Source organism: Vreelandella sulfidaeris (assembly GCF_042429665.1).
GTDB lineage: Bacteria > Pseudomonadota > Gammaproteobacteria > Pseudomonadales > Halomonadaceae > Vreelandella.
The window spans coordinates 388,695-414,230 of the sequence record NZ_JBHMAC010000013.1 but is presented as its reverse complement, the minus strand read 5'-3'; the positions used below and the strand labels follow the sequence as shown (position 1 = coordinate 414,230).

The following is a 25,536-nucleotide window of genomic DNA, read 5'->3' as shown; positions in this document are numbered from 1 at the left end:
AATCTATGCCGTAAAGGCACTATTTCGATGTTATTGGTTAATATTAAGCGTCGTTACTTAATTTAGCTTTACTCATAAAAAAGAGGATTAGGCAAGACTTTCGTAGTAATGTGCAAACCTTAGCTACTCACCAGTCATAACATTACCCAAAGACCTTGCTGATCAAGCGTAATTCTTGGCCTCTTGGGGTACTCAAAGACTGGATATTCAGTTGGCTACTCAGTCACGATAATGGCTTGTTTGGCATTCCATAGCGATAAGAAGCGTCACGGCCATCGCAACCGCTCAACGCCCAATGTTTCGATAGAAGGAAAAGCCACCGAGGGGCACAAATTTATCTTTTCAAATACTTATAGGCCAACTACTGGCACGTCCATGTGCCTGTAATAACCTTTAATCAGCCAACTGTCTTGTTAAGGCTCCTCACTATACTTTCCTTGGACGCCTGCTCGCGTTCGGCATAAAGCGATAGTTCATCCGTAACGGGCACACCTAAGGCCTCCTCAAAAGCATCGCGATTAGCATTCCCGGCATAGGCTTCGTTTTCACCGCCTCCCAGATTGGACTGAAAAATACCCGCCGCACTCACCGGCAAGAAGTCTTCATAGGTAATGGGCTGCGCCTCCACAAGTCCTTTAGCGATCAATGTATCCATATCAGTTTCCATACCAGCCTCCATACCACCGCTAGCCGCCTTGCCAGCGTCAGTAAGGTGATAGTGGAAGTATGCTAGCCCTTCGCGGCGCATTGCCTCGTCGCTGTCAGGAAACTTGGCAAATACGTTTTTCATTACTGCTTGATGTGCCTCGTTATCCAGTCCTGCCGTCTGCTTGCGCCCTTCGTTAAGCAACTGGTCATAAAGTGCACGGCCTTTCGGCGTTAGCGCCACCCCACGCTGCTCGATTTCACCAAAGCGAGCGGTGTGGGTACCTTGCGCATTCCCGGCAAAACGAATCGATTCTTCTAACGCTTTAAAGCTGGTTTGGCGCAACAAAATAGGGCATTCACGAGGCGGCGGACCTTCAATAACCGCTTTGGGGTTCATGCCTACGTCCGGCATACGGCGCTGCACTTCGTCGATATTCAAGGTGCGTGGCGTCAGGTGATTAATATGCGGCCCACGAAAGCACACCACATCGGCGATCAAACGATGCTCATCGTGAAGCGCGTGATAGGTATCCAAATCGACAGTGGCATCTTGATGCCAGCGGAAGGTTTCCAGCGCTTCTTTAATAAACTGTTCGGTCTCTTCGCTGGTTAGCCCACCCTGGGTTTCATGACGTTCGATGAGCGCACGCGCCTCAGGGGTAAAAATATCGCGCTTGGTCAGTATTTCGTCAGCACACTGCCGCATTGACTCACTTTCAATAAGCTCTAAACGCAGTAGCGAGGTAAAAACGCGGAAAGGATTCATCGCTAATGCGTCATCTTCGATGGGCCGGAAGGCGGTTGAGTGGACCGGCACGCCCGCTTCAGAAAGGTCATAATAGCCAACCGGATACATTCCCATCACGGCAAACAGGCGGCGTAGCATGGAAAGCTCTGCGGCAGTCCCCACGCGAATCGCCCCGTGGCGCTCTACGCTCAAACGAGCCAGTTCACCCTGTGCCTCCAGGCGACGTTGCAGCTCAGGCTGCTGGTTCAGCGTTTCTTGGTTAACACGTTCGACAAGTTCCAGCAGCGTGCCGTATTGAGGCACTTCAGCTTGATACATGGCCGACATGGCCTTGGAGAAACGGTCACGAACATCATTGGTTGAAAGAAATACCGGTTGGGTCATTTCATTGCTCTCTTGCATATTGTTGGGATAAAGATGCGCACCCACTCCTTGCGTGGGCTCATCAACATTCCTGAAAATCGTGCGTATTTCTTTATCAGACAAGGTCATATAGCAGATCACAAACGAAAAAAAACGCCAAACACATGCCAAAAAGGAATGTATATAAAATCGATGAGGGTAAGTTCACTTACTCTTACTTACGTCTTCATTTTCTGGGAACGTCTGGTACTGTTAGTCGCAGGGCTTGCCATGGTGACGTTGAGCTGGCGTCACCCGCGCCGACTTGAGCGCCATCAGAAAGCCATGTCGCTCGCCTACCAAGTTATTATAAAAGCCTACCCTCCTCTTGGTGCTTAGTCGCCGGAGCGGTTTTCAGGTCATCAGGAGCGCCGGATTGGCATCACGCAAACTTCCTTCTACTGCGGCTATGCAATGTTTTGAAGCGGCAGCACGACATATGAGTTTTACTCGGGCAGCAGACGAACTAAACCTCACCCAAAGCGCTGTCAGCAAACAAGTCGCCCACCTCGAAACCACCTTGCAACATAAGCTATTTCGTCGTGTACGACGTAGCCTGTTGCTTACCCCCGAAGGCGCCATTTTTTTAAGTGACGTACGCAAAGTACTCACTCAAATTGAAATGTCGACGCAAGCGATAATGACCTACAGCGGTAACAGCGAGGTTCTTAAAATTGCGACGCTACCTAGCTTTGGTAGCCGTTGGCTGGCCAATAAACTGCCAATGTTTCTAGCGGATAACCCAGGCATTAGCTTGGAATTTCATGACCGAGTGGAAGATTTCGACCTTGAGCAACAGGATATCGATATCGCATTGTTTTATGGGCATGGCAGTTGGCCAAGCCTTGCTTGTCATAAGCTTATTGATGAAGACATGGTCGCGGTAGCCTCTCCAGCATTACTGGCTCAGCACCCCATTGAGGCAGTTGAAGATTTAGCGCGATTACCTCTACTCCACCTGTCGACACGTCCTGACGCTTGGCATCATTGGTTTGCAAAACAAGAAATCATTACTGACCGTAGCTATCATGGTACTCGCTTCGAGACCTTTCCCATGCTGGTGCGAACGGCAATGGCAGGCGCAGGAGTAGCGCTGGTGCCTCACTTTACCGTCGATGAAGAACTGGAAGGTGGGCGGTTAACGCTCGCCTGGCCGTATAGGTTGCTCAGCGAAAGTGCTTACTATCTTGTTTATCCTGAACACCTAGGAGAGCTTGCTAAAGTGCGTCGCTTTGTAGAACACATTACTCAATTTTCCCATGCCGAGAAGCAAAGCGCGTTATAAGGAAACGGCATTTTTACAACGTGTTTGGAAGGTGGTGGGAAGTGGTCTATTGCGTTACCCGTGCGGCATAACAGTCCAGCAATCATTAGGCCCAAAACAGTTTCAAGCCTGGCATTCTAAGCATAACAGCGTAGAGCATGACGCCCTTCACCTTTAAAAAGTCGTCATCAACATCCAGATTGTCCCCTATGCTCATTAGCTACATTTAATGTAATTCAATTATGGATAGACGTCGGTTCAATAAGGTTGAGTGACAAATGTACTGTTGTATGTGAAACGCTAGGGAACGGGGCCGATAGGAGAATCTCATTGGGCCAGTAACACTAATCTAGGAAAAAGGTCAGGTCGAGCGCATGATCCACTAGCTCTATGGATCTCCCTTTTTGCCGACACCGCTGGCCGACCTAGTCGCTCTGATGGAGGTTGAGTCCACCATCCATGTGTCGAGATCTATATAGCCATCTTCACGCAGACGGAGATGTAAGCGAGTCAGTATCTGGCTGAAGGTATCGTCGGAAGCGCTGATAGATGGTCTTCCAGGGGCCATAACGCTCCGGCAAATCGCGCCATTGTGCCCCGGGACAGAGAATCCATAGAATACCGTTGAGCCTCAGTCGATCATCTCGGCATGGACGTCCCATCGTCTGTGGTGGAGAACGATGTCTTTGATCATTCTGACCGGTAAGTTCGTAACGGCCTGCCATGACGGTATCCTGCTCAACACACAGGGACAGCATAGCAATCATGACTTTACAGACAGAACCTAGTACTAGCCAGACGATGCCAGAAACACGCTCATGGGGTTAGTGGGTCTTGAAATCCGACCTGACAGCCGGGAACATGGCTGTTCGGTAATAAATCCACCGGTAGTGGCTAAATATTGATCGCGGAGACAACACTCGAGCCACATTGACACCTTCAGTTGCCCAGAAATGAATTGTTCAGCGCTTCCTTACAGATATTCTATATAGTCGGCCAACATCGGCAGTAATGGTATTTAAAGTCAGTATTTGCACGTGACCCTACAGCAAGCTACTCCTTTCTTTTATGGCGATACCATCCACTCATTAAGGCTCTCGCCATCTCGGGCAATACGCACATTAAGGGGCAGACGCGAAGGGTTTGCCAAACACTCGGCGTCTAAGTCATGGCCAATGTGAGTGAGATACGTCCGTGGGGGATCGAGTCGGGTGATAATCTCCAGTGCCTGGGTAATAGTGTTGTGATTGTGCGGTGCCTGATAGGTGGCTGGGTAACAGGCATCTAACACCACCACGTCAGGCTTCCAACTGCGTAGAAAGCGTTCCGTTTCAGTTGGTAGACCGCAGGTATCAGTGAGATACGCAAGCCTTGTTCCGCCGTCGTCAAGACAGTAGCCCAACGTTGGTTTCGAATGCTTAAGCGGCACGGGTGTCACCGTTAAGCTCTCGAATTTAATGGCTTTAAAAGGCTTGAGTCCGGGCTGAAAATCCAGCACCCCAGAATTTTTGTACAAATCGGCGCAGCCGTGGGCATCCTTAGGGCCATAAACGGGGATCGATTCTCCGCTTCCCCATCGCAAATGGAAAAGCCCCTGCACATGGTCGGCATGGTAATGCGTAATCAGAAAAGCCGACGGACGTTCAATCTCGCAACTGTGCGCCAAGTCCATGCGCCCAGCGTCAAGCAAGTAGAGCTTACCATCGACCCGCACTTCAGCCGAGCAGGGACCACGCTGCAAGCTAGTCAATACTCTCGCCCGACTGCAGGCCTCACAGCCACATCCAAAGCGTGGCACCTGGGCACTATCGCCGGTACCGCCAAAACGAAACTCCATCAATTGCTCTCCCGCCATGAAGTCCCAGGCGATTAAGCCTGAGCAGAACATCCCTTGATCACCGCTGTCAGTTCCGTAAGGCTGTCCGCAAGTCGCCCTCCATTATTGACTCGGGCGACGCCAGGAAAGGCATCCATCAATTCACGCTCCATTTCCTGATGGCGCTTGAGTCGATGCTCAATCTCATCGATCGACTCTCTCCCACGTCCCATCAGCCGAAGGCGCAAGACTTCCGGGGGTGCAGTGATCACGACGGGCACCAGTGCATCACCGAAGCGTTCAAGCGCCATCGGCAACGCTCGGCGGCTCCCGTTAAGCAGCACCGTAGTGCCTCTGCCGAGCCACGCTTCGACCTCTACGCCAACGCCGTACTTGAGCCCATGGGCCTGCCATGCCAGGCATAGCATCCCCAACTCACGGCGCACCGAGAACTCAGCATCGCTAAGCGCGACGCAATCCTCGGTGGCACTACTTTCCCGGGTCAGATAGCGGTGGGCTACCAGCCATTCCGGATGCGCACGGCGGGCCGCTTGCAGCAGACAATCTTTACCGACGCCACTAGCCCCCATCAGGTAGATCAAGCGGCCCATTAGTACACCTGCTTACCGGCACACCACACTCTCTGAACCAGAGGATGGCTATCGACTTCACGCACACGAATCAGGTCGGCACGCAACCCTTCGGCAATGCGCCCACGGTCATTCAAGCCCACCGCTTCGGCAGGTTTTCGTGAGGCAGAGGCGACGGCACGAGGTAAGTTATAGCCATCCTCCATCTTGCTGATCAGGAAGACTGCATCGAGTAGCGCAGCGGGGTAGTAGTCCGAGGAAAGAATGTCGAGCACACCGAGCCGCACCAGTTCGCTGGCAGCAATGTTGCCCGAATGGGAGCCTCCACGTACCACATTAGGCGCGCCCATCATCACGGCCATGCCGTGGTGGTGAGAAGCATGGGCGGCCTCCAAGGTGGTGGGGAACTCCGCCACTTGGGTGCCGTATTCTAGGCTTTCGGCCACGTGCTCTATCGTGGCGTCGTCATGACTGGCGAGTGCCAGGCCACGCTCATGGCAGGCCTGAGCAATCGCTTTTCGGTAGGTACTTGAGTATTGAGCACTAAAGCCCTGCTGGCGCTCAATGAACGCATCAAGGCTAGCGTCATCGAAACCATGTTTACCCTTGTAGTACACCCGGTAGGCGTCGAGGCTGGCAAACTGGCGCTGCCCCGGCGAGTGGTCCATCAACGATACCAACCCAAGCTCAGGTGTATCCGCAAGGGACTGAAAGCGTGCCAGCGTATCCGGGTGGCAAACCTCGCAACGTAGATGCAAACGGTGGTCTACCCGCGCCATGCCGCTGCGATTGATGTCAGCTAGCGCTTCCACCATTTGATATAGCGCCTCTTGGCGCATGCTTTGGTCATCTACATCGCCGATGGAGACAGCATCAAACACCGTGGTAATACCACTTGCTGCCATCTGAGCATCGTGAGCCAAAGCAGCTGAGCGCGATGGCCACGATACCTTGGGCCGCGGCTGAAAATATTTCTCCATGTTATCGGTATGCAGTTCTATCAGCCCAGGAATCAGCAAATCGCCTTCGCAATCGATGGCACTGGGCAGCGCAGTGGCGCCCTGGTCGATCGCCTTGATGCGCCCTGACTGAATCACCAAGCTGCCACGCACGATATCGTCATCAAGCACTAAGCGGGCGTTGGTCAGAACCTGTTCATTAGCTCTCATCGTGGCGACTCCTGGGTATCATTGTTCACAGCGGTTGAGGCATCACCCGCTCTCAACATATGCGCTTCCAGCGGCAATTGGCGGTCAGCGACACGTTCGCGCACATCCTCATCATGGAAAATTCCCAGCATCGCCGTACCGCGCGCTTTGGCCTCCTGAATGAGTTCAACCACCACATCGCGGTTGGCGCTATCCAGCGAGGCGGTAGGCTCATCCAATAACAGCAACGGATGCTCGGCGATAAAGCCACGAGCGATATTCACACGCTGCTGTTCACCGCCGGAGAACGTTCCCGGTGCTAGATCCCATAGCCGCTTAGGAAGGTTGAGCCTTGCCAGCAGTGCCTCGGCTCGACGACACGCTTCGTCCAGCGCAACGCCTTGCGATAGCAGTGGTTCCATCACCACCTGCCGCGCAGAGACCCTGGGCACCACGCGTAGAAACTGACTGACATAGCCGATCACATCGCGCCGAAGCACGTGCCAGGCCTGGGCGGGCAGGTCGGAAAGCTCCAGCTCTCCGTCATCAAAGTGCAGCGTCAACCGACCCGCGGAAACGCGATAGTTGCCATTCACCATTTTGAGCAGCGTGCTTTTGCCGATACCACTGCGCCCGGCCAGCACAAGACATTCACCAGGCATAAGACTCAGCTCGAGACCGCGCATCACATCTAACTGCTGACCACTCTGTGCGTGTAGCACAAAAGACTTGTCGAGCGCCGACGCGCTCAGAAAAGGTTGCCTTATCGCCGTCATAGCAGGCTCCTGAACATGAGATCCTGAACATCAGTGCGGCTCATGGTGTTAACACCGATGAGACGAGTAGTTGGGTATAGTCGTGCTGCGGGTCGTCGAGAATCTGGTCGGTCAGACCGGCCTCCACAACCCGACCTTGCCGCATTACCATCAGTCGGTGGGCCAGCAGGCGGGCAACGGCTAAATCATGTGTCACCAGGATCACCGACAACCCAAGCTGCCGGGTCAAGGTGCGGAGCATGTCGAGAAGGCGCGCCTGTACCGACACGTCGAGCCCGCCGGTGGGCTCATCCATGAACACTAAGCGTGGCTCGGTCACCAAGGTGCGGGCGATCTGCAAGCGCTGCTGCATCCCGCCAGAGAAGGTACGTGGCGCATCATCGATACGGAGTGGGTCCAGTTCCACGCGACCCATCCAGTCCTGGCTTGCGGCGCGTAAATTGCCATAGTGACGTTGTCCCAACGCCATCAGACGCTCGCTCACATTGGCCCCGGCGGAGACACCAAGACGCAGACCATCGCGGGGATTTTGATGCACTAGCCCCCACTCCATACGCAGTAGCGCGCGGCGGCGTGCCTCGCTAATGGCGTAGAGATCAAGTGCCCCTTCGGCCGTGGCTAACCCGGCGTGAGCAGGCTCGGGGTTAGTAGACTCCGTACCAGTAAGCTCAGGGAAGGATGGCTCAGAACGGTGATAAATCACTTGGCCGTTGTCCGGTTTTTCAAGCCCTGAAAGCACTCTCAGCAAGGTCGACTTGCCCGAGCCGGACTCACCGACAATACCGAGCACTTCACCCTGATGCAGTGTGAAGTCAATCGCTTCGCATCCCTGTTTGGGGCCGTATAGACGAGTGATATTGCGTGCTTCAAGCAGTGCAGGGCGTATTAGCTGTGGGCGTTTCATGCCACCTCCCCGCGACATTGCTGGCAGTAGTCCGTGTCTGAGCAGACGAACATCCGCCCGCCTTGGTCATCGGTGATGACTTCGTCTAAGTAGCTATCCGACGCTCCGCACAATGCGCATGCCTCATCCCACGACTGGATTTCGAACGGGTGATCCTCGAAATCGAGACTCTTGACCTGGGTATAGGGGGGAATCGCGTAAAGGCGCTTCTCACGCCCAGCGCCAAACAGCATAAGCGCCTCATTCATATCGAGTTTAGGGTTGTCGAACTTGGGAATGGGCGAGGGATCCATTACATAGCGTTCATCCACCTTGACCGGATAGGCATAGGTAGTGGCGATATGGCCATGGCGAGCAATATCTTCGTAGAGCTTCACATGCATCACGCCGTACTCTTCGAGAGCGTGCATCACCCGAGTTTCCTCTTCGCTCGGTTCGATAAATCTCAACGGCTCAGGAATGGGCACTTGGAACACCAGGATCTGGTGTCGAGAAAGGGGGCGTTCCGGAATTCTATGACGCGTCTGGATAACGCTAGCCGCCCGTGTGTTGGTGGTGGTTTCAACCCCAGCCACACGCTCGAAAAATGTGCGAATGCTGACGGCGTTAGTCGTGTCATCCGCGCCCTGATCAATCACTTTAAGTATGTCGTCCGCACCCAGGATGCTGGCGGTAAGCTGCATCCCACCAGTGCCCCAACCATAGGGCATCGGCATCTCGCGACCACCGAAAGGCACCTGATAGCCGGGAATCGCAACAGCCTTTAGCAACGCGCGGCGAATCATACGTTTGGTCTGTTCGTCCAAGTAGGCAAAGTTATAACCGCTATAAGCTTGACCGTCTTGGTCATCAACGCGGGGACTCATACGGGGCGCTCCTGCTCAGAGGGTTCGCGGAGGTCGTGCTCCCGGCGTAGGCGGCGCAACAGCTCTAGCTCCGACTGAAAATCGACGTAATGCGGTAACTTCAAGTGAGAAACAAAGCCCGAGGCCTCGACGTTATCGGCATGGGCAAGCACGAACTCGGCTTGCTGGGCAGGCCCTTGTACCGGTTCGCCAAGCTCTTCAGCGCGCAAGGAACGGTCGATCAACGCCATCGCCATGGTTTTGCGCTCATTGCGACCAAAGGCCAAACCGTAGCCGCGGGTAAACTGCGGCGACTTTTCGCGGCTGCCGCCGAACTGGTTGATCATCTGGCATTCACTGATCATGACCTCACCGATACAGAGAGGAGCATTGAAGCCTTCCACTTCGATTTCCACTTCGACGGTGCCCTGACGAATTTCGCCAGCGAAGGGGTGGTTGCGGCCATAGCCACGCTGAGTCGAGTAGCCCAGCGCCAGCAAGTAACCCTCATCGCCTCGCGCTAGCATTTGTAAACGCGTGGCTCGGTCGACGGGGAAATCCGGGGGATCTCTGGTGATATCATAAGGCTCGGCGCCATCGTCCAGCTCTTTTTCAATCAACCCTTCGGCATCGAGCGAATCCAGAATCTGGGGGCAAGCCTCAAGCCCTGCCTGGGCTCTTTCCGGATCAGGAATCTCCCCTTCTGCCAGCAGCATGAAATCCAGCAGTCGATGGGTGTAGTCATAGGTTGGCCCCAGCACCTGCCCACCAGGCACATCCTTGAAGGCGGCACTGAGACGCCGTTCGACATGCATCGCCTCTGTTTTGAGCGGCACACTGTCGGCCAGCCGGGGTAACGTGGTTCGATAGGCACGCAGCAGAAACACCGCTTCGGTTAGGTCACCGCTGGCTTGCTTCAATGCCAATGCGGCAAGCTCAACGTCCATCAGTGAAGCCTCTGCCATGACGCGATCCACCGCGAGCCCCAACTGATCACGAATCTGTTCGGTTTGCAGTTCAGGCTGGTGTCGGTCGCCTCGACGGCGGTCCGCCATCCAGCGGTGGGCGTTAGCAATGGCCTGCTCGCCTCCTTTAACGGCAACGTACATCAGACGCGCTCCTTGGCTGGATGAGTAAGGGGAGTGGGTGATGCACCCTCCAACGGCTTCTGGATACGCGTGCTTCGGGGAATGGCCGTTAGGGAATATCCCGAGGTGAGAATCGTGTCGAGACCCAGTGGAAAGCTTGCGCGGTTGAGCGCTAGCCGCTGCATTAGCGCCTCAGCCGTGTCATCGAGTTCAAGCACTCGCTGGTTTAAAATGCCGGGGCCGCTTAATTGCCAACATGTGGTACCGCGACGGCTGGCCTCACGGCACCCTTCCGCCAAGGACGCCAGCACCACGATGAGCGTGGTACTTCGGTCAGGGTAGGTATCGCTGCCTTCAGAAAAGCGCGGCATTGCCTGACAGGTCGATGGCATCACAAGCGCAAAATCAGCCTCTTCCGCGCGACTCACAATGCGTGCGCCAGTATGGAAGGCGATAGCCTCGGCTAAACCATCACGGTTTAGTTCGTCCGCAATCCACACCCGTGTATCCAGATCACACAGCACAAGTAGCACTGCCCAGGCAGCGGGCGATGTCGCAACGTCTTTCGGTAGCGGTGCCAGGTCCACCTCAGTAAAGGTGCCAGGTTCGGCCATACTGCTTAATACTTGTCGAAACAGCTGCTGGCTGTGATGAACAGCTTCCTTGAATGCTGGCCATTGATGCGGCTTGGGCACATGAGGTGGTTGCTCCGACGACAAGAGTTCCATCGTGATATCGTGCATATCTACTCCCCTCGCACCATTGTGAAGAAATCGACCCGAGTTGCCGCAGCAAGCTGGGAGCGCTCAGCGCGTTCGTCCGCGAGCGCCTGAGTCAGTGGCTCAATCAGCTCCGCATCGATGCGTCGCGCCCAATGCGTTTTGTGCGCGCAAGCATCAATCAAGGCGATTAACTCCGCGTGTTCATGGCTCCGCCCCGCGACCCAGCCATGGCCGATATCGCCGCCATCTGGCGCATTTTCATCGAGCACTACGCTGACACGGGTCAGGGTCATCTCGCCCAGGTTAAAAGCATTGCCCGTCCCGCCTATACGGCCACGCACCATGACCATCCCGGTTTCAGGCCCCCGTACGCAGCGATGAGTCGCATTTATACCGAGCTTCATCCAGCCTTCGTTAAGACGCTCTAAAGGTGTCAGCGCGAGAATGCGGTGACGCTGTTCAGGAGTCATCATTGTCCCTCGTCGTTGTCAGATCGGTGAAGGCCGACCTTGAGTTAGCGCTCATTAGGAAAATCGAAGTGGTAGGCGACACGGTCGGCCCGAGCGCGACTGACGGAAATTTCAACCAAGCGCCGTGATTCATCGACGTTGTCGCTGGTCAGAATCAATAGCGGCGCAAGCTGAGGGCATTGCAGTAAGCGGCTATCGTCACGATCCGCCTGAACTGCCTCCAGTCGCACTTCGGCACGGGAGAGTCGCAGACCATAGTACTGGTCAAGTACTGCGCGGGTAGAGCCACCGCGATAACGCTCACACCAGTCGGGCACACGGGAGGCATCGAACCAATGACGCAGATGAAGCAACGGCGCACCCTCCACAAGCCGCAGCGTATCCACGCATAACAGACACTCACCCTCAGCCAGTTCAAAGCGCTGAGCGATAGCTTCTGGCGGTCGCAAAAGCCCTTGTTCTAAACAGCGTGTTTCGGTGTTAAGCCCCAATTCCGCCAGGTTATGAGTGACTTTACTGCCGGCGCTCACCATGTAGTCCAATCGCCGATCTACCACTTGCGTGCCCCACCCTTGATGGCGAGTCACCATGCCGACAGCGACCAGCTCATCCAACGCACGGCGGACCGTATGGCGATTTACCTCAAAGCGTTTTGCCAATGCCTGTTCGCTTGGTAGCTGGTCACCGGCGCTATGGTCGCTACGAATTTCCTGGGCCAGAATCGTGGCCAATTGGCGATAGCGAGGCTCGCTCGCTTCCTGACGGTGGTGCTGTATCAGTTGTCTAGACATTTATACTCCTGCCAAATAGACGCTGGGTTGCCAATCTAAATGAAACGCTTGCGTAAACGCTGGGAGGCCACATCAAGCAACGTGACGGCGACGATGATGACCAGCATGATGGTGGCGGTTTCAGCGAACTGAAATCCGCGCATGGTTTCCCACAGCGCTACCCCAATGCCGCCGCCACCCACCATGCCGAGTACGGTGGCAGAACGAATATTCGACTCGAAGCGGTAAAGGCTGACCGATATCCATAGCGGCAGCACCTGAGGGATCAGGCCAAATGTGATCTCCTCGATACGCCCTGCCCCTGTCACGCGAATGCCCTCCATTGGGCCCGCATCGCTGGCTTCCACTGCCTCTGAAAAGAGCTTGGCGAGTACACCCGTTGTGTGTACAAACAGTGCCAGCGTGCCGGCAAAAGGCCCCAGCCCCACGGCCACCACGAACAGCATGGCAAAGACCAGCTCATTGATGGCACGGCACCCGTCCATGAGACGACGCATCGGCTGGTAAACCCACCAGGGCACCAAGTTTTCGGAACAGAGCAGGCTGCAGGGCACCGCGACAATGATGGCCAGCAATGTGCCCCAAATAGCGATTTGGATCGTTACCAGCATTTGATTGATGTAATGACCAAGATTGCCGAACTCGGGGGGAAAGAAATCCCCAGCCAACGTGGCCATGTTGTCAGCATTTGTCACCAGCAAGCTTGGGCGCATTTCGGCACCCTGCCAGGACCAGGCCAGCACACCCAAAAACACACCCCATGCGATTAGCGAAAACCAGCTGCGTCGACGCAGCAGCGGTGCGGTCATTTGAGAAGCGTGAGTATTCATGTTCTCTCCGGGCTGGAGGGGCGGCCAGCGCTCCCCCGCCGTCGATAATCAATTAAGCACGTGAACGTTATTCGGCGTTGGCCACAGAGGGAGCGTCCGATTCAGCCTCCTCCATTTCCTCGAGGCGTTGATTGAGTTCATCCAGCTGCTCGTCTAACGCCGTTAGCTGCGCTTCTCGCTCAGCGTCAGAGAGGCTCTGATCATTGGCGATATCAGCACGCTGGCTAAACAGCTCAAGCTGACGAATCGGTAATAGGCTATCGTTGCTGGAAACAGCAAAATGACTCCATTGCAGGGGGGCCAAAATTTCCTGCTGCTCATCGCTTTCGCCATAGTTGAAGAAGAAGTCTCGCAAGTTCTCCTTGGTCTCTTCGGGCAGGTTGCTACGCCATACGAGGGGATCAGAAGGGATCAGCGGCGATGTCCACACCACGCGAAGTTGCTCCGCTTTATCAGGTGCAGTGATCTCCAGGCGTGCCATACTCTCGGTATTAAAGGTCGCCACATCGACTTGACGGTTGGCAACCGAAAGCGCGTTCGTTTCATGATTGGAGTTCAAGGTGCGCTTAAAGGCAGAGGAAGCATCCACACCATTCTTGGCAAACACGTAGTAACCTGGCACCAAGTAGCCAGACGTTGAATTTGGATCGCCGTTACCAAAGGTGAGGTCAGACGCATTAGCTAGAACATCTTCGATGCTGTGCAGGTCGCTATCCTCATGCACAATCATCAAGCTCCAATACCCTGGCTCACCATTCTCCGGAATCGTCTGGGCAAACACCTCGCCACCCGCACGATCGACGGCTTCCATTGCCGACTTATTGCCGTACCAGGCGAGATCGATCTGATCGAAGCGCATTGCCTGGATCACCGCGGCGTAATCGGTAGCAAAGAAAGGCTCAACTTCTACCCCGAGACTCTGCGACATATCATCTAGAAACGGCTGCCACATAGGCCGCTGGTTCTGGCTCGACTCGGTGGAGATAATGCCAAACTTGAGTGTTTCGGCGGCGAAAAGCTGAGCGCTAGCCACCAGACCAATTCCCGCCAACAGCGGCAGAACCAAACGGCGATATTCAAACGTCATGGGTGTCTCTCCAGAGTAATAGGGTTATCAATGGCAGGTTTCATACGTGATCGGCACAGGTATCAGCCCAGCACCGGCGTTACGACGGTAGGTGGCGTTCTATCTCTGCGATCGCTGGGCAGCGCTTCGCCGTTTGAGGCTTCGCTTGCGCGGAGCTCATCCAGATCGGCATTTTCATAAAGCGCTTGTAGGCGTTCATCGGTGAGTTCGTTAATGGGGCCATCGAAGTACAGGCGGCCACCCTTAAGAGCAACGGCACGGTGGCAATAGCGACGCGCTATATCGACTTGATGAAGAGTGACGACGACAGTGCGGCCGTCTTCGGCATGGATACGACTGAGAATTTCCATGACTTCCCGGGCACTACGCGGGTCGAGTGAAGCAATGGGCTCATCCGCCAGGATCAGTTCGGCGTCCTGCATGAGTACCCGAGCAATGGCCACCCGCTGCATTTGTCCACCCGAAAGCGTATTGGCGCGCTGATCAATGAGCTCTTCCAGCCCCACTCGGGCCAAGCAAGCCCGCGCACGCTGACGCTCCTGATCGGTAAAGCGGCCGCAGAGAGCTCGCAGCCGCGACATGCTACCCAACTGCCCAACCAGCACATTGGTCAGTACGCTGAGGCGACCGACTAAGTTGAACTGCTGAAAGATATAACCGGTACGGCAGCGCTCGATGCGAGCGGCTCTGCGCAAACGACCGCTCGTCTGCACTTCACGTCCCATCAGCGACACACGGCCACCCTGGTTGCGATTTCCACAAGTAAGACCGACAAGGTGACGTAGTAACGTGGACTTGCCTGAGCCGGATGGCCCAATCAACGCAACCATCTCGCCTGTTGCAACGCGAAAGCTGACGTCATTTAACACCTGACGGTGTCCAAACGACTTGTTTAAGCCTTCAGCGTTAATAGTAGGAATAGACATGGCGCTTCTCCTTTAGGAATAGCGCCATTCTGGTTGAAGGAGATGACCCCCAGTTGTCTAGACAATGTCATTTTGATGATAATTTCAGCCCCTCCCCAGCCTCCTCTAAGCAACGCCAACAGTGTCGTTCACCCAATATCAAGGGCTTATCTCTTAATGACACACGTTTGAAACGTGTATGTCACCCGGTCGTCATAGTGTTATCCGACCACTCTCCGGCCACCCCGCTTGGCGTTATCCACCTCTAGCTCCTATGTTGTTTAAAGATTGGTTTTAAGGTCTGGCTTTAAAGACGGGGTACCGACAGCGCGATCCAGCGATTCCCCAAGCTCCAATGTTTCAACGAGCCATCACCTTGAGGGATGACAACCTGGAGTCACCGTTAAGCATCCGCTCACTTGCCAACGAACTAGGTATTACGTGGAGACGACTCAACCGTCTCTTCGCCCGTCATTTAGCGATATCGCCTCAGCAGGCGTACCTGGCTCGGCGCCTAGATCATGCTTGCTGGTTGCTGAGTAAAACGCCACATAGCATCATGAACATCAGTCTGGCCTGTGGCTTTACCCCCAAGTTGACATTAGCCAGTTTGGAAAGCTTACCAACGCGCGGAAGGCGATGGTCTCGTTCGCAATCCTTATCGACGACATTTATGAGTTCTGCACTGAGTACATAGGCAACTTTTCAGATTCGACTTGTTAACGCCCTAACCATGCGACATATAGCGTCGCACATTACAGGTATGCTGTGACTATATATAGCAAAGGAGCAGCGTAGCTTTTCCTAAAGTAATCAGGCTAAGTGCCGATAACTAAACAAATAACACCTAACCACTAATTAAAATTTACGTTTTCCAGAGAGAAGACTTTGGCATGACTTTGCTCCTAAGTTAACTAGGCTCATAAGTCCCTATGGTGTGTAAGCTGGAAATTCAGATGTATACACAAAAAGCATAACTATATGACATCAAGCGAGAAATTGATTAAGTGGATAATTTCTATGCATGACCACAAAAGTTGGCATCACATTGACTAAACACAAAGAGCAATCTTCAGTCACTCCTCTTCCTTTCAATATAATCATTTTGGCGACAATGAGTGCGGGGAAATCCTCATTCATCAATGCACTTATTGGGGATGACTTGCTGCATGCTGCCAATGAAGCCTCCACTGCATGTATCACGACTCTTAAACATGATGACCAAAGCGACTCAACCAGTGCTTATTGTTATGCCTACAACGGCGACCTGTTGGATTCGGTGGCCAATGTTCGGGCTGAGCAGTTAAAAGCATGGAACAGTGACGACCGAGTCAAAAATATTTCCTTGCGAGGGAACTTTAGTACTTATTGCCAACCTGCGCAGGGCCTAGCGCTGCATGACACTCCTGGCCCCAATAACAGCCAAGATCCCCGCCACGCCCAACTGACTATAGATGCCATTCAGAACATTCCATTCGATATGGTTTTTTACATTCTGAATGCCACTCAGCTTGGAACACACGATGACAGGGTTCTATTAACAACCGTCAAAAAAGAACTGGATCGGCTCCCCCATTCCTATGAGGTCATTTTTGTCCTGAATAAAGTCGACCAGTTGGATTGCGAAAAAGGTGAAAGTCTCACGAAACATGTTGAGCAAGCCTTTTCTTATCTTGTCGATATTGGCTTTACCAACCCCATCATCGTTCCCATGATCGCCAATGCGGCGCTTTATGCTAGGAAAAAACTGATAGGTAAGCCTCTTTCAAGAAAACAACGTCTTGAATTAACAAATTTCAAAGACGCCTGCTTGCAAGACAGTAGCGCTCTTATTAAAGCTTCGCATGTACCTGAAATTATTAACAAAAACGTTAAGAAGTACATGCAGTTCGAGGCTAGAAATGCAACTGACACCCCTGCTGACAAAAGTGAACTCTATCTTCTGATGGCGTATAGCGGATTGGCGGCAGTGGTTCTAATAATCAATCGGCAGCGGGCAGCACTCTTACAGGCACAACCCCGTAAAGAAAAAGCAAAACATAAGGTATCAACATGAATAACATTGAAATCATCCACAATCCCTTTACGGTAGATACCCAATTTAGGATCAACGGCCAATCACCGGCGGCTAGCTGCAAATTGTCTAGCTATTCCCAGTCACGTCTACAACAGTGGGTCGAAGGTCTATTCAACGAATTGAGCGAACTGTTCAACGGTGACGATAATTTCCACATTGTTTTCCAAGGTGTGGAATCAGACTTTCTAGATGTCCAGGAAGCTGCTAATGAAGCTATCGCCAACGGTATACAGGTAGAACTGGTATGGATAGAGTCCGAGCCAACCGATCAACGCCTGAAAAAAATCAGTAATCTAATAGATGAAGCGCACGAACATCCCAAATTCAAACGTTTTGTCGAAGAAAACGACGAAGCCCGCCAATCCTTAGCGGAAGCCTTCAACCGGGACTTTGACGTTTACGTCGTTGGCACTATGTCGTCGGGCAAGTCGACTTTGATCAACGCTATGCTGGGCCGCGACCTACTGCCCTCCGCCAATGAAGCTTCTACCGCCACCATTGCCCGAATTACCGATAATGACCAGATGCCCGATCACTTTAAGGCCAAACGCTACAACCGCAGCAGTCAGTTGGTAGGTGAGGAAGACAATGCCGACCAGGGGCTACTGAAGGATTGGAATGGAATGGACGATACCCAACTGATCGACATCGAGGGCAACATCGTCGCCATTCAGGAGCGTCCTGATGTACGGTTAGTGCTGACCGACACTCCCGGCCCAAATAACAGCCAAGATGAAGAACATCAGCTTACGACTATGGGCTTCGTTCAGGATTCCAATCGTAACCCGCTGATTCTCTATGTACTCAATGCTAGCCAATTAGGTACCAACGACGACCGCAATTTACTAGGCTTGGTCGCCGAATCCATGCGCAAGGTAGGAAAGCAAAGCAAGGACCGCTTTATCTTCGTAGTCAACAAGATGGACGTGTTCGACCCAGAAAGCGGCGAACACCCCTCACAGGTACTGGCGCGGGTTAAACAATACCTGATCGATAACGACATCCTTAACCCGCTAATCTACCCGGCCTCGGCTAACCTGACGCGCTTGATCCGCAAGCCCCAGGACCAGCACACTCGCAAGGAGCGCGGCGATTTCCGATCCATGGCCGACCTCTTCAGCGAAGAGCCGAGCATGAACCTGTTGCAATATATGCCGATCACCGAAAAGGTGAAACACAGTTTGCAGCAGAAAAACCTGTCTTCTTTGATGCTAAGCAGTGGCTTGCCTGCCGTCGAGACTATGATTGATGAGTACATCGATAAATACAATGTTCCACACCGCCTAAAGCGCGCCTATGACGCCTTGACCCAAGCCATTGACGTTGGCCTGAACGAAGCCGAAATGATTCAACAGCTCGACCAGAGCGAACGGCAATTGGAGCAACTCAACGAAGAGATCCAGACATTACAGCAGCGCCAAGAAAAAGGTTTTGATACAGTAGCCTACAAGGACGAATTAGAGCGAGAAGGCAGGGCATTACCTCAACAGACAGTAGAAAAACTAGTTGAATTACAGGGAAGCTTTATCCCTCTTCTTCAAGAGTTGAAAAAAGAATTTTCTAACAATAAGGCACAACCACATATCGCTAAGGAAAAGCTTCAAGAAGCAGAAAAAACCTTAAAGTTTGAGCATAAAAAATTAATTAATGAATACGAAATACTATTTATTACAAATCAAGAAGCTATCCGTAACGATTTATACAAAGAATACCAACGTTATATCGCTGATTTATTCGAAGATGTTGAAAATTTAAACCTTCCGATATTGGAGGGTATTAAGCAAGCTACTTCAAATATTTCATTTAACCTATCTCTAGAACAGAAGGAAGTAAAGAAAGACCGTAGAGAAATAAGTATCAGTAAATGGTATAACCCTTTTAGCTGGGGGAAAACAGAATCGTATGACAGCGGTGATTTTGTCGACTTAAATAAGGCGTGGGCAGAAAGAGCCACCCGAGTTAACGGGGCATTTAATAACCTTATCGAAAATGCTAGCGAACATATTGAAGAAAGCAACAATCTTCTTATTGATCAATTTTCTGCGTTCATGACTCGTGAGTTTTCTCATAAGTTCGATGAGTTATTAAAAGATTTGCGGAATAAAACGAGCGATCACGAAGCTCGTGAACGTGCCATCATAGCGGCCAAGGAGCAACATGCCTGGCTTATAGATTTTAGAAACAGGCTTGACAAGACATTGGCCATATCGACTGAGGGTGGGAAATAGCATGGATCCGCTAGAGTTAAAAAGAGCCAGAACAAACTATCTCAATTCGCTCCAAGACCCACAGGCGACAAATGTATTACTACAAGAGATGTTAGTCGAGCTAGAGAAAAAAGTGCCTGCGCTATTGGTCGAATACCAGCCAGAGAGCGGCCAGAATGATTTAGATCCCGATGATTTAAAATGGAGTGCCGACTATTTTAGCCGCCAGCGATTTCTTGCTAGGCAGAATTTCTCCCGTCGTCGGATAGAGCACTTGCTAGAAGTGCGTGCATACCTACGTACACAAGGAGTTAAGGGTTTTGTACCCAGGAATGATGCATCCACTTCTCGAACAGCTAGAACTGATAGCATAACAGCACACTATTCACCATCCGATAACCTGAAGAAATTTGTTAATGAAGGAGAACTACACACCATCCGAGCTGCGCTGGTAATGGAGTTACACGATAACAACCAAACGAGCGATGATTTACGGGCCGCAATAGACTGGACTAAAAGCCAAGCACCCGAGTTGTTTAAAGCCTACACACTAAAGGCATTTGCCCGAGAAACTGATGTTGATCAAACCCAATGGTCAAGCGAGTATTACAAAAAGCAAGTGGTTTACCTGGAACATAACTTCTCCGAAAGGCGCTTTCTCCATATAATCGATGTACGCGAAAGACTACGCCAACAGGGCGTGGAAGGCTTCACCCCCTTGCCGCTAAAGCCACGCACCAGTACTTGCCAAACGTCGCCTCCCTCTTCCTCGGCATTTCGGAGCTTCCAGCCTCACCCCGATAGAGCACCACCTCACCAGCCCGAGCACAACCCTATACTCAAGAAAGCACTAATTGTTGGGGGTGCAATAGCTGCCCTGGCGATTCTCCTGATTACTTTGATAAATGGACAGAACTGATGAGCGATACACCCTCTAAGTCACTGGCCATTCGTGAAATCCAAGAAAATGCTGCCCTTTCACTGGCAGCCTCACAAACTCTAATTAACCGCAGCTATCTGGCGGAACTTGAGCATTACCCAGTTCAAGAGACAAATACGTCAAAGGCACAGTTCAGCCGTGCCGCCGATATGCGGCTATTCCATATTGAACGTATTGTTCAGGCCAATAAGCAATCCGTGTTGGAAAGCACAACGGCTGCCTATACCGCTCTGGGTGCCGCCGGATATGCAGTATTCATACTGTTGAACTCCGATGGGCAGCAGACCGAGCTTTATCTCGGCACTCGTGGCGAGCCCGGCAAATTGCTGGGTAAGAATTCAGGCGACTTGTTAAAGGAAGTTTTCAAAGGACATTTTCCAGGCAGTGCATTGCACCCTCTACCGCTGATAGAAGCCAATCAACTGCTCGATAATGTTCAGGAGCAGCGTAATAACCCTTCTGCCTGCGTCACATCCGTGACAGGGGTTCCCGCGCTTTCCACAGATAATCGCGAACACTTCATGCAGGGGCTGGAGCGCTTCATTGATGCGGCTGAAGGCCGTGCCTATCAAGCTATTATTCTAGCCGAACCGGTTTCATCACAGAACCTAGATCTGATTCGTACAGGTTATGAGCAGGTTGCAACACAGCTTTCCCCGCTGCTGAAGCAGCAGTTATCGTTCGGTGAACAGGAAAGCGATAGTGTTGGCCTAAACATAAGCAAGAGCTTAAGCGAATCATTGGGCACAAGCCTGGGGCTGACCGAGACTAAAGGCACTACAGAGACCAAGGGGACATCAACGACGGAAACGACAGGTAACTCAGAGTCTTTAAGCTCACAAACGACTCTCTCTAAGGGAGCTGCAGCCATATTGCCAGCGGCTGGTGCTATATTGGGATCGGCAGGTGGACCATTGGGGACTATGCTTGGCGCTCAGGTGGGAGGCACCGTTGCTGGGTTACTCAACGAACAAGAAACCACTGGTACAAACCATTCGTCTGCTTATAGCACTAACGAAAGCTATAGCACCAACCAAAGCACTGCTACCTCCGAAACCACCTCAACCACACAAACAACGGGCGTTACTGATAGCCGTTCGCTGAACAAGACGCTCGGGGCAAGCAAACAGGTTTCGATTGAGGCCACAGATAAGAGTATCGAGCAGTTACTGCGCAGAATCGATCACCATCTGGAGCGTATCGACGAAGCCAAAACCTACGGCGGGTGGAACTCTGCAGCTTACTTTATTGGTGATAGCCAAGCGTCGTCCGAGTCATTGGCCAGTATTTTCCTGGGGTTGATCCGGGGCAGTAAATCCAGCCATGAAGATTTTGCTTTGAGTACCTGGAACTCCAGAAACAAGAAAAACATCATCGACTGGTTAGCGACATTTCGACACCCTCAACTTCAAACGAACTTCTCGAAACAGATCCCAATCACTTATCTTACGCCGGCTACATTGGTCTCAGGCAAGGAGCTTGCGATCCAACTGAGCTTACCACGCAGCTCTACTTCAACGGTTTCTGTCGTCACCACTGAAACCTTTGGCCGCAAGGTTCAGCGCCTGGACGATACGACAAGTGATACCGACGCGGTGAAAAGTCTGAACCTGGGAAAACTGCGCCACCTGTGGCAAAACCTACCCCAGAATATCTCGCTGAACCTTAATCATCTGACAAGCCATGTTTTCGTCAGCGGCTCTACGGGCTCAGGCAAAAGCAATACACTTTACGGTATGCTTGAACAGATCAGCGCAGCTGATATTCCTTTTCTTGTCATCGAACCCGCGAAGGGGGAATACAAGAATGTCTTCGGTCAATTGCCCGGCGTTCGCGTGTTCGGTACCAACCCGAATTATACCGAACTGCTCAAGCTTAACCCTTTCCGATTCCCATCAGGAATTCATGTGTTGGAGCACATTGATCGCTTGGTCGAAATCTTCAATATTTGCTGGCCAATGTATGCGGCCATGCCAGCAGTGTTAAAAGATGCGGTGCTGAATGCCTATCGGGATTGCGGTTGGAACCTTGATGATTCAACTAATTGTAATGGTAACGACCTTTTCCCTACCTTCGTGGATCTTCTTCAAGCATTGGAAAGAGTTATTGAGGACTCGGCCTATTCACAAGAACTTAAAGGCAACTACATTGGCTCGCTTTCTACACGGGTCAATTCTCTTACCAACGGGCTGAACGGGCAGATTTTCACTAGTGACGAAGTTGGCGGCGAAGTAATGTTCGATAGTCGCGTCATTGTTGATCTCAGTCGTGTCGGTTCTTCTGAAACCAAGTCACTCATTATGGGGCTTTTAGTCATGCGCTTGAGTGAATATCGCATGACGCAGGGTGGCATGAATCAGCCCCTGCGCCACATCACAGTACTGGAGGAGGCCCATAACATACTTCGCCGAAACCCAGACAGTAGTAGCGAGGGGAATGGCGTTGCCGCTAAAGCAGTTGAAATGCTCACCAATGCCATTGCCGAAATGCGCACTTATGGCGAAGGTTTCATTATCGTCGACCAATCTCCTAACGCCGTTGATATCGCTGCCATTCGTAATACCAATACAAAAATTATTCTTCGTTTGCCTGAAGAGGCTGACCGGCGGCTGGTGGGCAAATCAGTGGCCTTGCGTGACGAACAACTCGATGAGATTGCCAAACTGCCAAAGGGTGTTGCGGTTGTCTATCAGAATGATTGGCTGGAGCCAGTACTCTGCCAGATAAGTAAATTCGAGGGGAAGGAAACGCTTTATAGTAAATCTGCTGAAGAAACACAATTCAATTTTAAGCATTTCAATAAGGAAGCATTGAAACTCATCCTTAGAGAACGTGTACAGAGTGATATAAACTTTCCTCTCATAGAGCAGGGTTTAGCCAACCCAGCATTGAACAATGAAGCAGGCGCACTGCTAAGAGAAGAACTAAATAAATATAAAAATGATGTAAAAGGCACAGCACAAATACCAGATAACTTTTCTCTTAATGCTTATAAAGTGGTATCTCTGCTAAATTGCCATAACCTTATTCGTCAGATCTCTAAGCGCACACTCCCCCCAAGCCAGATTGCTGAAAAACTTGACAATATGGTAAGTACACTTGTGGGCGACATATCAACTGAGCTACGCCTCTCAACACAACAATGCCTTCTGAATAATCTTGTTCAAAAAGATAGTAGAAATATAGACATGTATGCCGCATGGCGTAACCATATTGAGCAGAGAGGCTTCTGATGGAACTCAACGAGTCATTTTTTCCGAAAGAAACATTTTTCTCCACCCCCTCTTCCATAGAAGCTAGAGAAACCCCCAGCATAGAGGATTTGGATAAACCTGTAATCGTCTCCTCTTCTGAAGAGCTAGTAGATACATCTAGTTTGGATGAAAAAATAGCCTTCCCGTTTTCTCATAACACAGAAGTAGAGTCTCATCTCTTTTCAGCGGAAGGAAGATATTTACCTGAAAACGGTGGGGAATGGAGTGGAGACAGGGGGAACTCAGATTGGGGTCCAGAGGATGGCATTTCCCCCAATAAACATAACCCGGAAGAAATGACATGGAGGCAGATAAAGGATGTGTTTGGTTTTGAGTCCATTCCTTTTGAAGAGGGAGAGCCTAACTTTGAGGCGGTTAGTGAAGCGACTGTTGAGATAGATGACTTTACGGTTGACCGAAATGCCAACTTCACTCAAGCCGATGAGGCTTGCGCCGAGCAGTGGACAGAGAAAAATGAAAATGGCAAAGCTTGGACTGCCGCAGAAGTAAGAGCATATCGTAAAGAAAATGGTCTAAGCTGGCATGAACGAAGCGATCAAAAAACCATGGATCTTGTACCATCACTGGTTCACGGAAACATACCACACACTGGCGGTATTTCAGCAGCAAAGAAGGGGACTGCATAAATGACTAAAGATGCCAACACCGCCACTCTGGATGATCCAATATTTGGAGAAATGGCGTACAAACACTCTTGGTATAGAAAACAAAGAATCCATTGGTGGAAAAACTCTGGCATGGTGGTTCAGATTACGGCCCATGCCTATAGCGGGGAAGGCATTTCTGCCCAGCAAAGAGCGTCCTTTTCTGAATATGAAGAAATAATTAAAGATGTTATTAAAACCTTCATTCCTAGTATTATTGAATATATACAGGAGGCTTATAAAAAAAATTATAGTGAAAAAGAAGTTTTTGATGCATTAACACCACGCAATGTTTTATTCATGGAGAATGGTGATTGGGGGATTCTGTTTGATGCAGATGTAGACATTGAGCAGGGAGTGGCATTATACAAAGAAAATGATGCTTTCAAAGTCGGCTCTCAAGATGATTTTTTATAAAGAAGTCTGACACAATGACCTCTTTATGCTGTCAGAGCCGCTGGGGCATGACTGACCCAAACGATGGATAACATGCATAGCCCTAGTGTTTTCTTAGCCATCAATTGCACGAGCTGGCTCATAAGTTTGTCTGAGTAGCATAACTGGCCACAATTGACGGCGCTATTCCGAGTAGCGCCGCCATGTATAAGTTTGTTGCACAAAGTTTAGATGCGGTAGAACTTGACCAACACCATGTTAATGCGGCATCAGCTGTCGCAGCACTGGCATAGCATACTACCTTCTTCTCTCAAATAAGGTAGGGATATGCAGATGTGCTCATTGACCGATTCGATGACCGCCCAACGAGAGCTCGCTAAGTGGCAAGCTGACCGAGACACCTGGGCTAGCACGCTTCCTATCATGAACTTTTTAAGTCAGTTATTAACGCTAACGCCGGTCGTGGCGCCGTCGTTTAATTCCGCGAGCACCGATGGGAAACATCTCTATTTCAGCCCGGACTACAGTGCTCTCCTTTCCGATGAATCACGCCGTTTTTTACATGCTCATCTAATTTGGCATTGCGTGGCAGGCCATTTAACCGCCCCGCTAGTGGCTAACCGGCACCGTTGGCACCTAGCATGCGACCATGAAGTCAATACGTTGCTTTTAGCTCTCGGTTTACCGCTGCCTTTAAATGCGTTGCTATTTCCCGCATGCGTTGGAAAAAGTGCAGTAGATGTATATCGCTGGCTTGAAGGGCACCCTGACATTTCCCTGGAGATCTCCGTCGACATTCACCCCGCCGCGTTATGGAACTACCTGCCCAATACAAGCTTAGATCAACGCATGATTTCGCTATGGCAACGCCGAGCTCATTTGATCGCCCAAGAACCAAACGTACTGCCCGAGAGAGTCGCTAAGTTTTGTGAGGCACGTTAAACTATCTTGCTTTCACTTATA

At 51.5% G+C, this 25,536-nt stretch carries 24 protein-coding genes and 1 pseudogene; 10 read left to right on the top strand and 15 right to left on the bottom strand.

Annotated features, from left to right (window positions below):
- Positions 1 to 397: 397 nt before the first annotated feature.
- The gene (gene hglS, locus ACFFLD_RS16535; protein WP_386042870.1) at positions 398 to 1,780 is read right to left on the bottom strand and encodes a 2-oxoadipate dioxygenase/decarboxylase HglS; all 1,383 of its coding nucleotides are present in this window, start codon (positions 1,778 to 1,780) and stop codon (positions 398 to 400) included.
- Positions 1,781 to 1,951: 171 nt separating this feature from the next.
- Between hglS and ACFFLD_RS16530 the strand changes: the two genes are divergently transcribed.
- Both ACFFLD_RS16530 and ACFFLD_RS16525 read left to right on the top strand, forming a co-directional pair.
- A complete protein-coding gene (locus tag ACFFLD_RS16530) occupies positions 1,952 to 2,137 on the top strand; it encodes a hypothetical protein (RefSeq protein WP_386042327.1) in 186 nt (61 codons plus the stop codon).
- A gap of 37 nt (positions 2,138 to 2,174) precedes the next feature.
- On the top strand, positions 2,175 to 3,083 hold the full coding sequence (locus ACFFLD_RS16525; RefSeq protein ID WP_386042325.1) for a LysR substrate-binding domain-containing protein: 909 nt from the start codon (positions 2,175 to 2,177) through the stop codon (positions 3,081 to 3,083).
- A 347-nt stretch (positions 3,084 to 3,430) separates the two neighbouring features.
- Here ACFFLD_RS16525 and ACFFLD_RS16520 read toward each other — a convergent pair.
- The 14 genes and pseudogenes from ACFFLD_RS16520 to phnC form a co-directional block, all read right to left on the bottom strand.
- A pseudogene (locus ACFFLD_RS16520) lies at positions 3,431 to 3,787 on the bottom strand (transposase); the annotation flags it as partial.
- 341 nt (positions 3,788 to 4,128) lie between these two features.
- Positions 4,129 to 4,950, bottom strand: coding sequence for a phosphonate metabolism protein PhnP (gene phnP / locus ACFFLD_RS16515; RefSeq protein WP_386042323.1), 822 nt, complete (start codon positions 4,948 to 4,950; stop codon positions 4,129 to 4,131).
- On the bottom strand, positions 4,932 to 5,489 hold the full coding sequence (phnN, locus tag ACFFLD_RS16510; RefSeq protein WP_386042321.1) for a ribose 1,5-bisphosphokinase: 558 nt from the start codon (positions 5,487 to 5,489) through the stop codon (positions 4,932 to 4,934). The genes phnP and phnN overlap by 19 nt, the downstream gene beginning before the upstream one ends.
- Entirely contained in the window at positions 5,489 to 6,637 is a 1,149-nt protein-coding gene (locus ACFFLD_RS16505; RefSeq protein WP_386042319.1) for an alpha-D-ribose 1-methylphosphonate 5-triphosphate diphosphatase, read from the bottom strand. The genes phnN and ACFFLD_RS16505 overlap by 1 nt, the downstream gene beginning before the upstream one ends.
- Complete coding sequence (gene phnL, locus ACFFLD_RS16500; protein WP_386042317.1) at positions 6,634 to 7,392, bottom strand: phosphonate C-P lyase system protein PhnL; 759 nt, start codon at positions 7,390 to 7,392, stop codon at positions 6,634 to 6,636. Before phnL ends, ACFFLD_RS16505 begins: the two co-directional genes overlap by 4 nt.
- Positions 7,393 to 7,432: 40 nt before the next feature.
- Entirely contained in the window at positions 7,433 to 8,296 is an 864-nt protein-coding gene (locus ACFFLD_RS16495) for a phosphonate C-P lyase system protein PhnK (RefSeq protein WP_386042315.1), read from the bottom strand.
- Entirely contained in the window at positions 8,293 to 9,162 is an 870-nt protein-coding gene (locus tag ACFFLD_RS16490) for an alpha-D-ribose 1-methylphosphonate 5-phosphate C-P-lyase PhnJ (protein WP_386042313.1), read from the bottom strand. The genes ACFFLD_RS16495 and ACFFLD_RS16490 overlap by 4 nt, the downstream gene beginning before the upstream one ends.
- On the bottom strand, positions 9,159 to 10,250 hold the full coding sequence (locus ACFFLD_RS16485) for a carbon-phosphorus lyase complex subunit PhnI (protein ID WP_386042311.1): 1,092 nt from the start codon (positions 10,248 to 10,250) through the stop codon (positions 9,159 to 9,161). Before ACFFLD_RS16485 ends, ACFFLD_RS16490 begins: the two co-directional genes overlap by 4 nt.
- Positions 10,250 to 10,972, bottom strand: coding sequence for a phosphonate C-P lyase system protein PhnH (phnH, locus tag ACFFLD_RS16480; RefSeq protein ID WP_386042309.1), 723 nt, complete (start codon positions 10,970 to 10,972; stop codon positions 10,250 to 10,252). The genes ACFFLD_RS16485 and phnH overlap by 1 nt, the downstream gene beginning before the upstream one ends.
- 2 nt (positions 10,973 to 10,974) lie before the next feature.
- Entirely contained in the window at positions 10,975 to 11,424 is a 450-nt protein-coding gene (gene phnG / locus ACFFLD_RS16475; RefSeq protein ID WP_386042307.1) for a phosphonate C-P lyase system protein PhnG, read from the bottom strand.
- A 41-nt stretch (positions 11,425 to 11,465) separates the two neighbouring features.
- Positions 11,466 to 12,212, bottom strand: coding sequence for a phosphonate metabolism transcriptional regulator PhnF (gene phnF / locus ACFFLD_RS16470; RefSeq protein ID WP_386042305.1), 747 nt, complete (start codon positions 12,210 to 12,212; stop codon positions 11,466 to 11,468).
- 35 nt (positions 12,213 to 12,247) lie between these two features.
- On the bottom strand, positions 12,248 to 13,042 hold the full coding sequence (gene phnE / locus ACFFLD_RS16465; protein ID WP_386042303.1) for a phosphonate ABC transporter, permease protein PhnE: 795 nt from the start codon (positions 13,040 to 13,042) through the stop codon (positions 12,248 to 12,250).
- A 67-nt stretch (positions 13,043 to 13,109) separates the two neighbouring features.
- Positions 13,110 to 14,129, bottom strand: a complete 1,020-nt coding sequence (gene phnD / locus ACFFLD_RS16460) for a phosphonate ABC transporter substrate-binding protein (protein WP_386042301.1) — start codon at positions 14,127 to 14,129, stop codon at positions 13,110 to 13,112.
- Positions 14,130 to 14,191: 62 nt separating this feature from the next.
- Entirely contained in the window at positions 14,192 to 15,055 is an 864-nt protein-coding gene (gene phnC, locus ACFFLD_RS16455; RefSeq protein ID WP_386042299.1) for a phosphonate ABC transporter ATP-binding protein, read from the bottom strand.
- Positions 15,056 to 15,389: 334 nt separating this feature from the next.
- Between phnC and ACFFLD_RS16450 the strand changes: the two genes are divergently transcribed.
- From ACFFLD_RS16450 to ACFFLD_RS16415, 8 genes are all read left to right on the top strand, one after another.
- On the top strand, positions 15,390 to 15,731 hold the full coding sequence (locus ACFFLD_RS16450) for a helix-turn-helix domain-containing protein (protein WP_386042297.1): 342 nt from the start codon (positions 15,390 to 15,392) through the stop codon (positions 15,729 to 15,731).
- Positions 15,732 to 16,058: 327 nt separating this feature from the next.
- Positions 16,059 to 17,090, top strand: coding sequence for a dynamin family protein (locus tag ACFFLD_RS16445; RefSeq protein WP_386042295.1), 1,032 nt, complete (start codon positions 16,059 to 16,061; stop codon positions 17,088 to 17,090).
- Positions 17,087 to 19,339, top strand: a complete 2,253-nt coding sequence (locus ACFFLD_RS16440) for a dynamin family protein (protein WP_386042293.1) — start codon at positions 17,087 to 17,089, stop codon at positions 19,337 to 19,339. The genes ACFFLD_RS16445 and ACFFLD_RS16440 overlap by 4 nt, the downstream gene beginning before the upstream one ends.
- 1 nt (position 19,340) lies before the next feature.
- Entirely contained in the window at positions 19,341 to 20,237 is an 897-nt protein-coding gene (locus ACFFLD_RS16435) for a hypothetical protein (RefSeq protein WP_386042291.1), read from the top strand.
- On the top strand, positions 20,237 to 23,491 hold the full coding sequence (locus ACFFLD_RS16430) for an ATP-binding protein (protein WP_386042289.1): 3,255 nt from the start codon (positions 20,237 to 20,239) through the stop codon (positions 23,489 to 23,491). The genes ACFFLD_RS16435 and ACFFLD_RS16430 overlap by 1 nt, the downstream gene beginning before the upstream one ends.
- On the top strand, positions 23,491 to 24,159 hold the full coding sequence (locus ACFFLD_RS16425; RefSeq protein ID WP_386042287.1) for an HNH endonuclease: 669 nt from the start codon (positions 23,491 to 23,493) through the stop codon (positions 24,157 to 24,159). Before ACFFLD_RS16430 ends, ACFFLD_RS16425 begins: the two co-directional genes overlap by 1 nt.
- The gene (locus ACFFLD_RS16420) at positions 24,160 to 24,594 is read left to right on the top strand and encodes a DUF6985 domain-containing protein (protein ID WP_386042285.1); all 435 of its coding nucleotides are present in this window, start codon (positions 24,160 to 24,162) and stop codon (positions 24,592 to 24,594) included.
- 306 nt (positions 24,595 to 24,900) lie between these two features.
- Positions 24,901 to 25,515, top strand: a complete 615-nt coding sequence (locus ACFFLD_RS16415) for a DUF2201 family putative metallopeptidase (RefSeq protein WP_386042283.1) — start codon at positions 24,901 to 24,903, stop codon at positions 25,513 to 25,515.
- Positions 25,516 to 25,536: the final 21 nt, after the last annotated feature.

Excerpts from the sequence above, each read along its gene's own strand:
- phnC (WP_386042299.1), bottom strand. The coding sequence starts at position 15,055 with ATGTCTATTCCTACTATTAACGCTGAAGGCTTAAACAAGTCGTTTGGA.
- ACFFLD_RS16450 (WP_386042297.1), top strand. The coding sequence starts at position 15,390 with ATGTTTCAACGAGCCATCACCTTGAGGGATGACAACCTGGAGTCACCG.
- ACFFLD_RS16425 (WP_386042287.1), top strand. The coding sequence starts at position 23,491 with ATGGAACTCAACGAGTCATTTTTTCCGAAAGAAACATTTTTCTCCACC.
- phnD (WP_386042301.1), bottom strand. The coding sequence starts at position 14,129 with ATGACGTTTGAATATCGCCGTTTGGTTCTGCCGCTGTTGGCGGGAATT.
- ACFFLD_RS16445 (WP_386042295.1), top strand. The coding sequence starts at position 16,059 with ATGACCACAAAAGTTGGCATCACATTGACTAAACACAAAGAGCAATCT.
- ACFFLD_RS16420 (WP_386042285.1), top strand. The coding sequence starts at position 24,160 with ATGACTAAAGATGCCAACACCGCCACTCTGGATGATCCAATATTTGGA.
- ACFFLD_RS16490 (WP_386042313.1), bottom strand. The coding sequence starts at position 9,162 with ATGAGTCCCCGCGTTGATGACCAAGACGGTCAAGCTTATAGCGGTTAT.
- ACFFLD_RS16530 (WP_386042327.1), top strand. The coding sequence starts at position 1,952 with ATGAGGGTAAGTTCACTTACTCTTACTTACGTCTTCATTTTCTGGGAA.
- ACFFLD_RS16415 (WP_386042283.1), top strand. The coding sequence starts at position 24,901 with ATGCAGATGTGCTCATTGACCGATTCGATGACCGCCCAACGAGAGCTC.
- phnN (WP_386042321.1), bottom strand. The coding sequence starts at position 5,489 with ATGGGCCGCTTGATCTACCTGATGGGGGCTAGTGGCGTCGGTAAAGAT.
- ACFFLD_RS16505 (WP_386042319.1), bottom strand. The coding sequence starts at position 6,637 with ATGAGAGCTAATGAACAGGTTCTGACCAACGCCCGCTTAGTGCTTGAT.
- phnP (WP_386042323.1), bottom strand. The coding sequence starts at position 4,950 with ATGTTCTGCTCAGGCTTAATCGCCTGGGACTTCATGGCGGGAGAGCAA.
- phnE (WP_386042303.1), bottom strand. The coding sequence starts at position 13,042 with ATGAATACTCACGCTTCTCAAATGACCGCACCGCTGCTGCGTCGACGC.
- ACFFLD_RS16440 (WP_386042293.1), top strand. The coding sequence starts at position 17,087 with ATGAATAACATTGAAATCATCCACAATCCCTTTACGGTAGATACCCAA.
- phnL (WP_386042317.1), bottom strand. The coding sequence starts at position 7,392 with ATGACGGCGATAAGGCAACCTTTTCTGAGCGCGTCGGCGCTCGACAAG.
- phnF (WP_386042305.1), bottom strand. The coding sequence starts at position 12,212 with ATGTCTAGACAACTGATACAGCACCACCGTCAGGAAGCGAGCGAGCCT.
- ACFFLD_RS16430 (WP_386042289.1), top strand. The coding sequence starts at position 20,237 with ATGAGCGATACACCCTCTAAGTCACTGGCCATTCGTGAAATCCAAGAA.
- hglS (WP_386042870.1), bottom strand. The coding sequence starts at position 1,780 with ATGACCCAACCGGTATTTCTTTCAACCAATGATGTTCGTGACCGTTTC.
- ACFFLD_RS16485 (WP_386042311.1), bottom strand. The coding sequence starts at position 10,250 with ATGTACGTTGCCGTTAAAGGAGGCGAGCAGGCCATTGCTAACGCCCAC.
- ACFFLD_RS16435 (WP_386042291.1), top strand. The coding sequence starts at position 19,341 with ATGGATCCGCTAGAGTTAAAAAGAGCCAGAACAAACTATCTCAATTCG.
- ACFFLD_RS16495 (WP_386042315.1), bottom strand. The coding sequence starts at position 8,296 with ATGAAACGCCCACAGCTAATACGCCCTGCACTGCTTGAAGCACGCAAT.
- phnH (WP_386042309.1), bottom strand. The coding sequence starts at position 10,972 with ATGCACGATATCACGATGGAACTCTTGTCGTCGGAGCAACCACCTCAT.
- phnG (WP_386042307.1), bottom strand. The coding sequence starts at position 11,424 with ATGATGACTCCTGAACAGCGTCACCGCATTCTCGCGCTGACACCTTTA.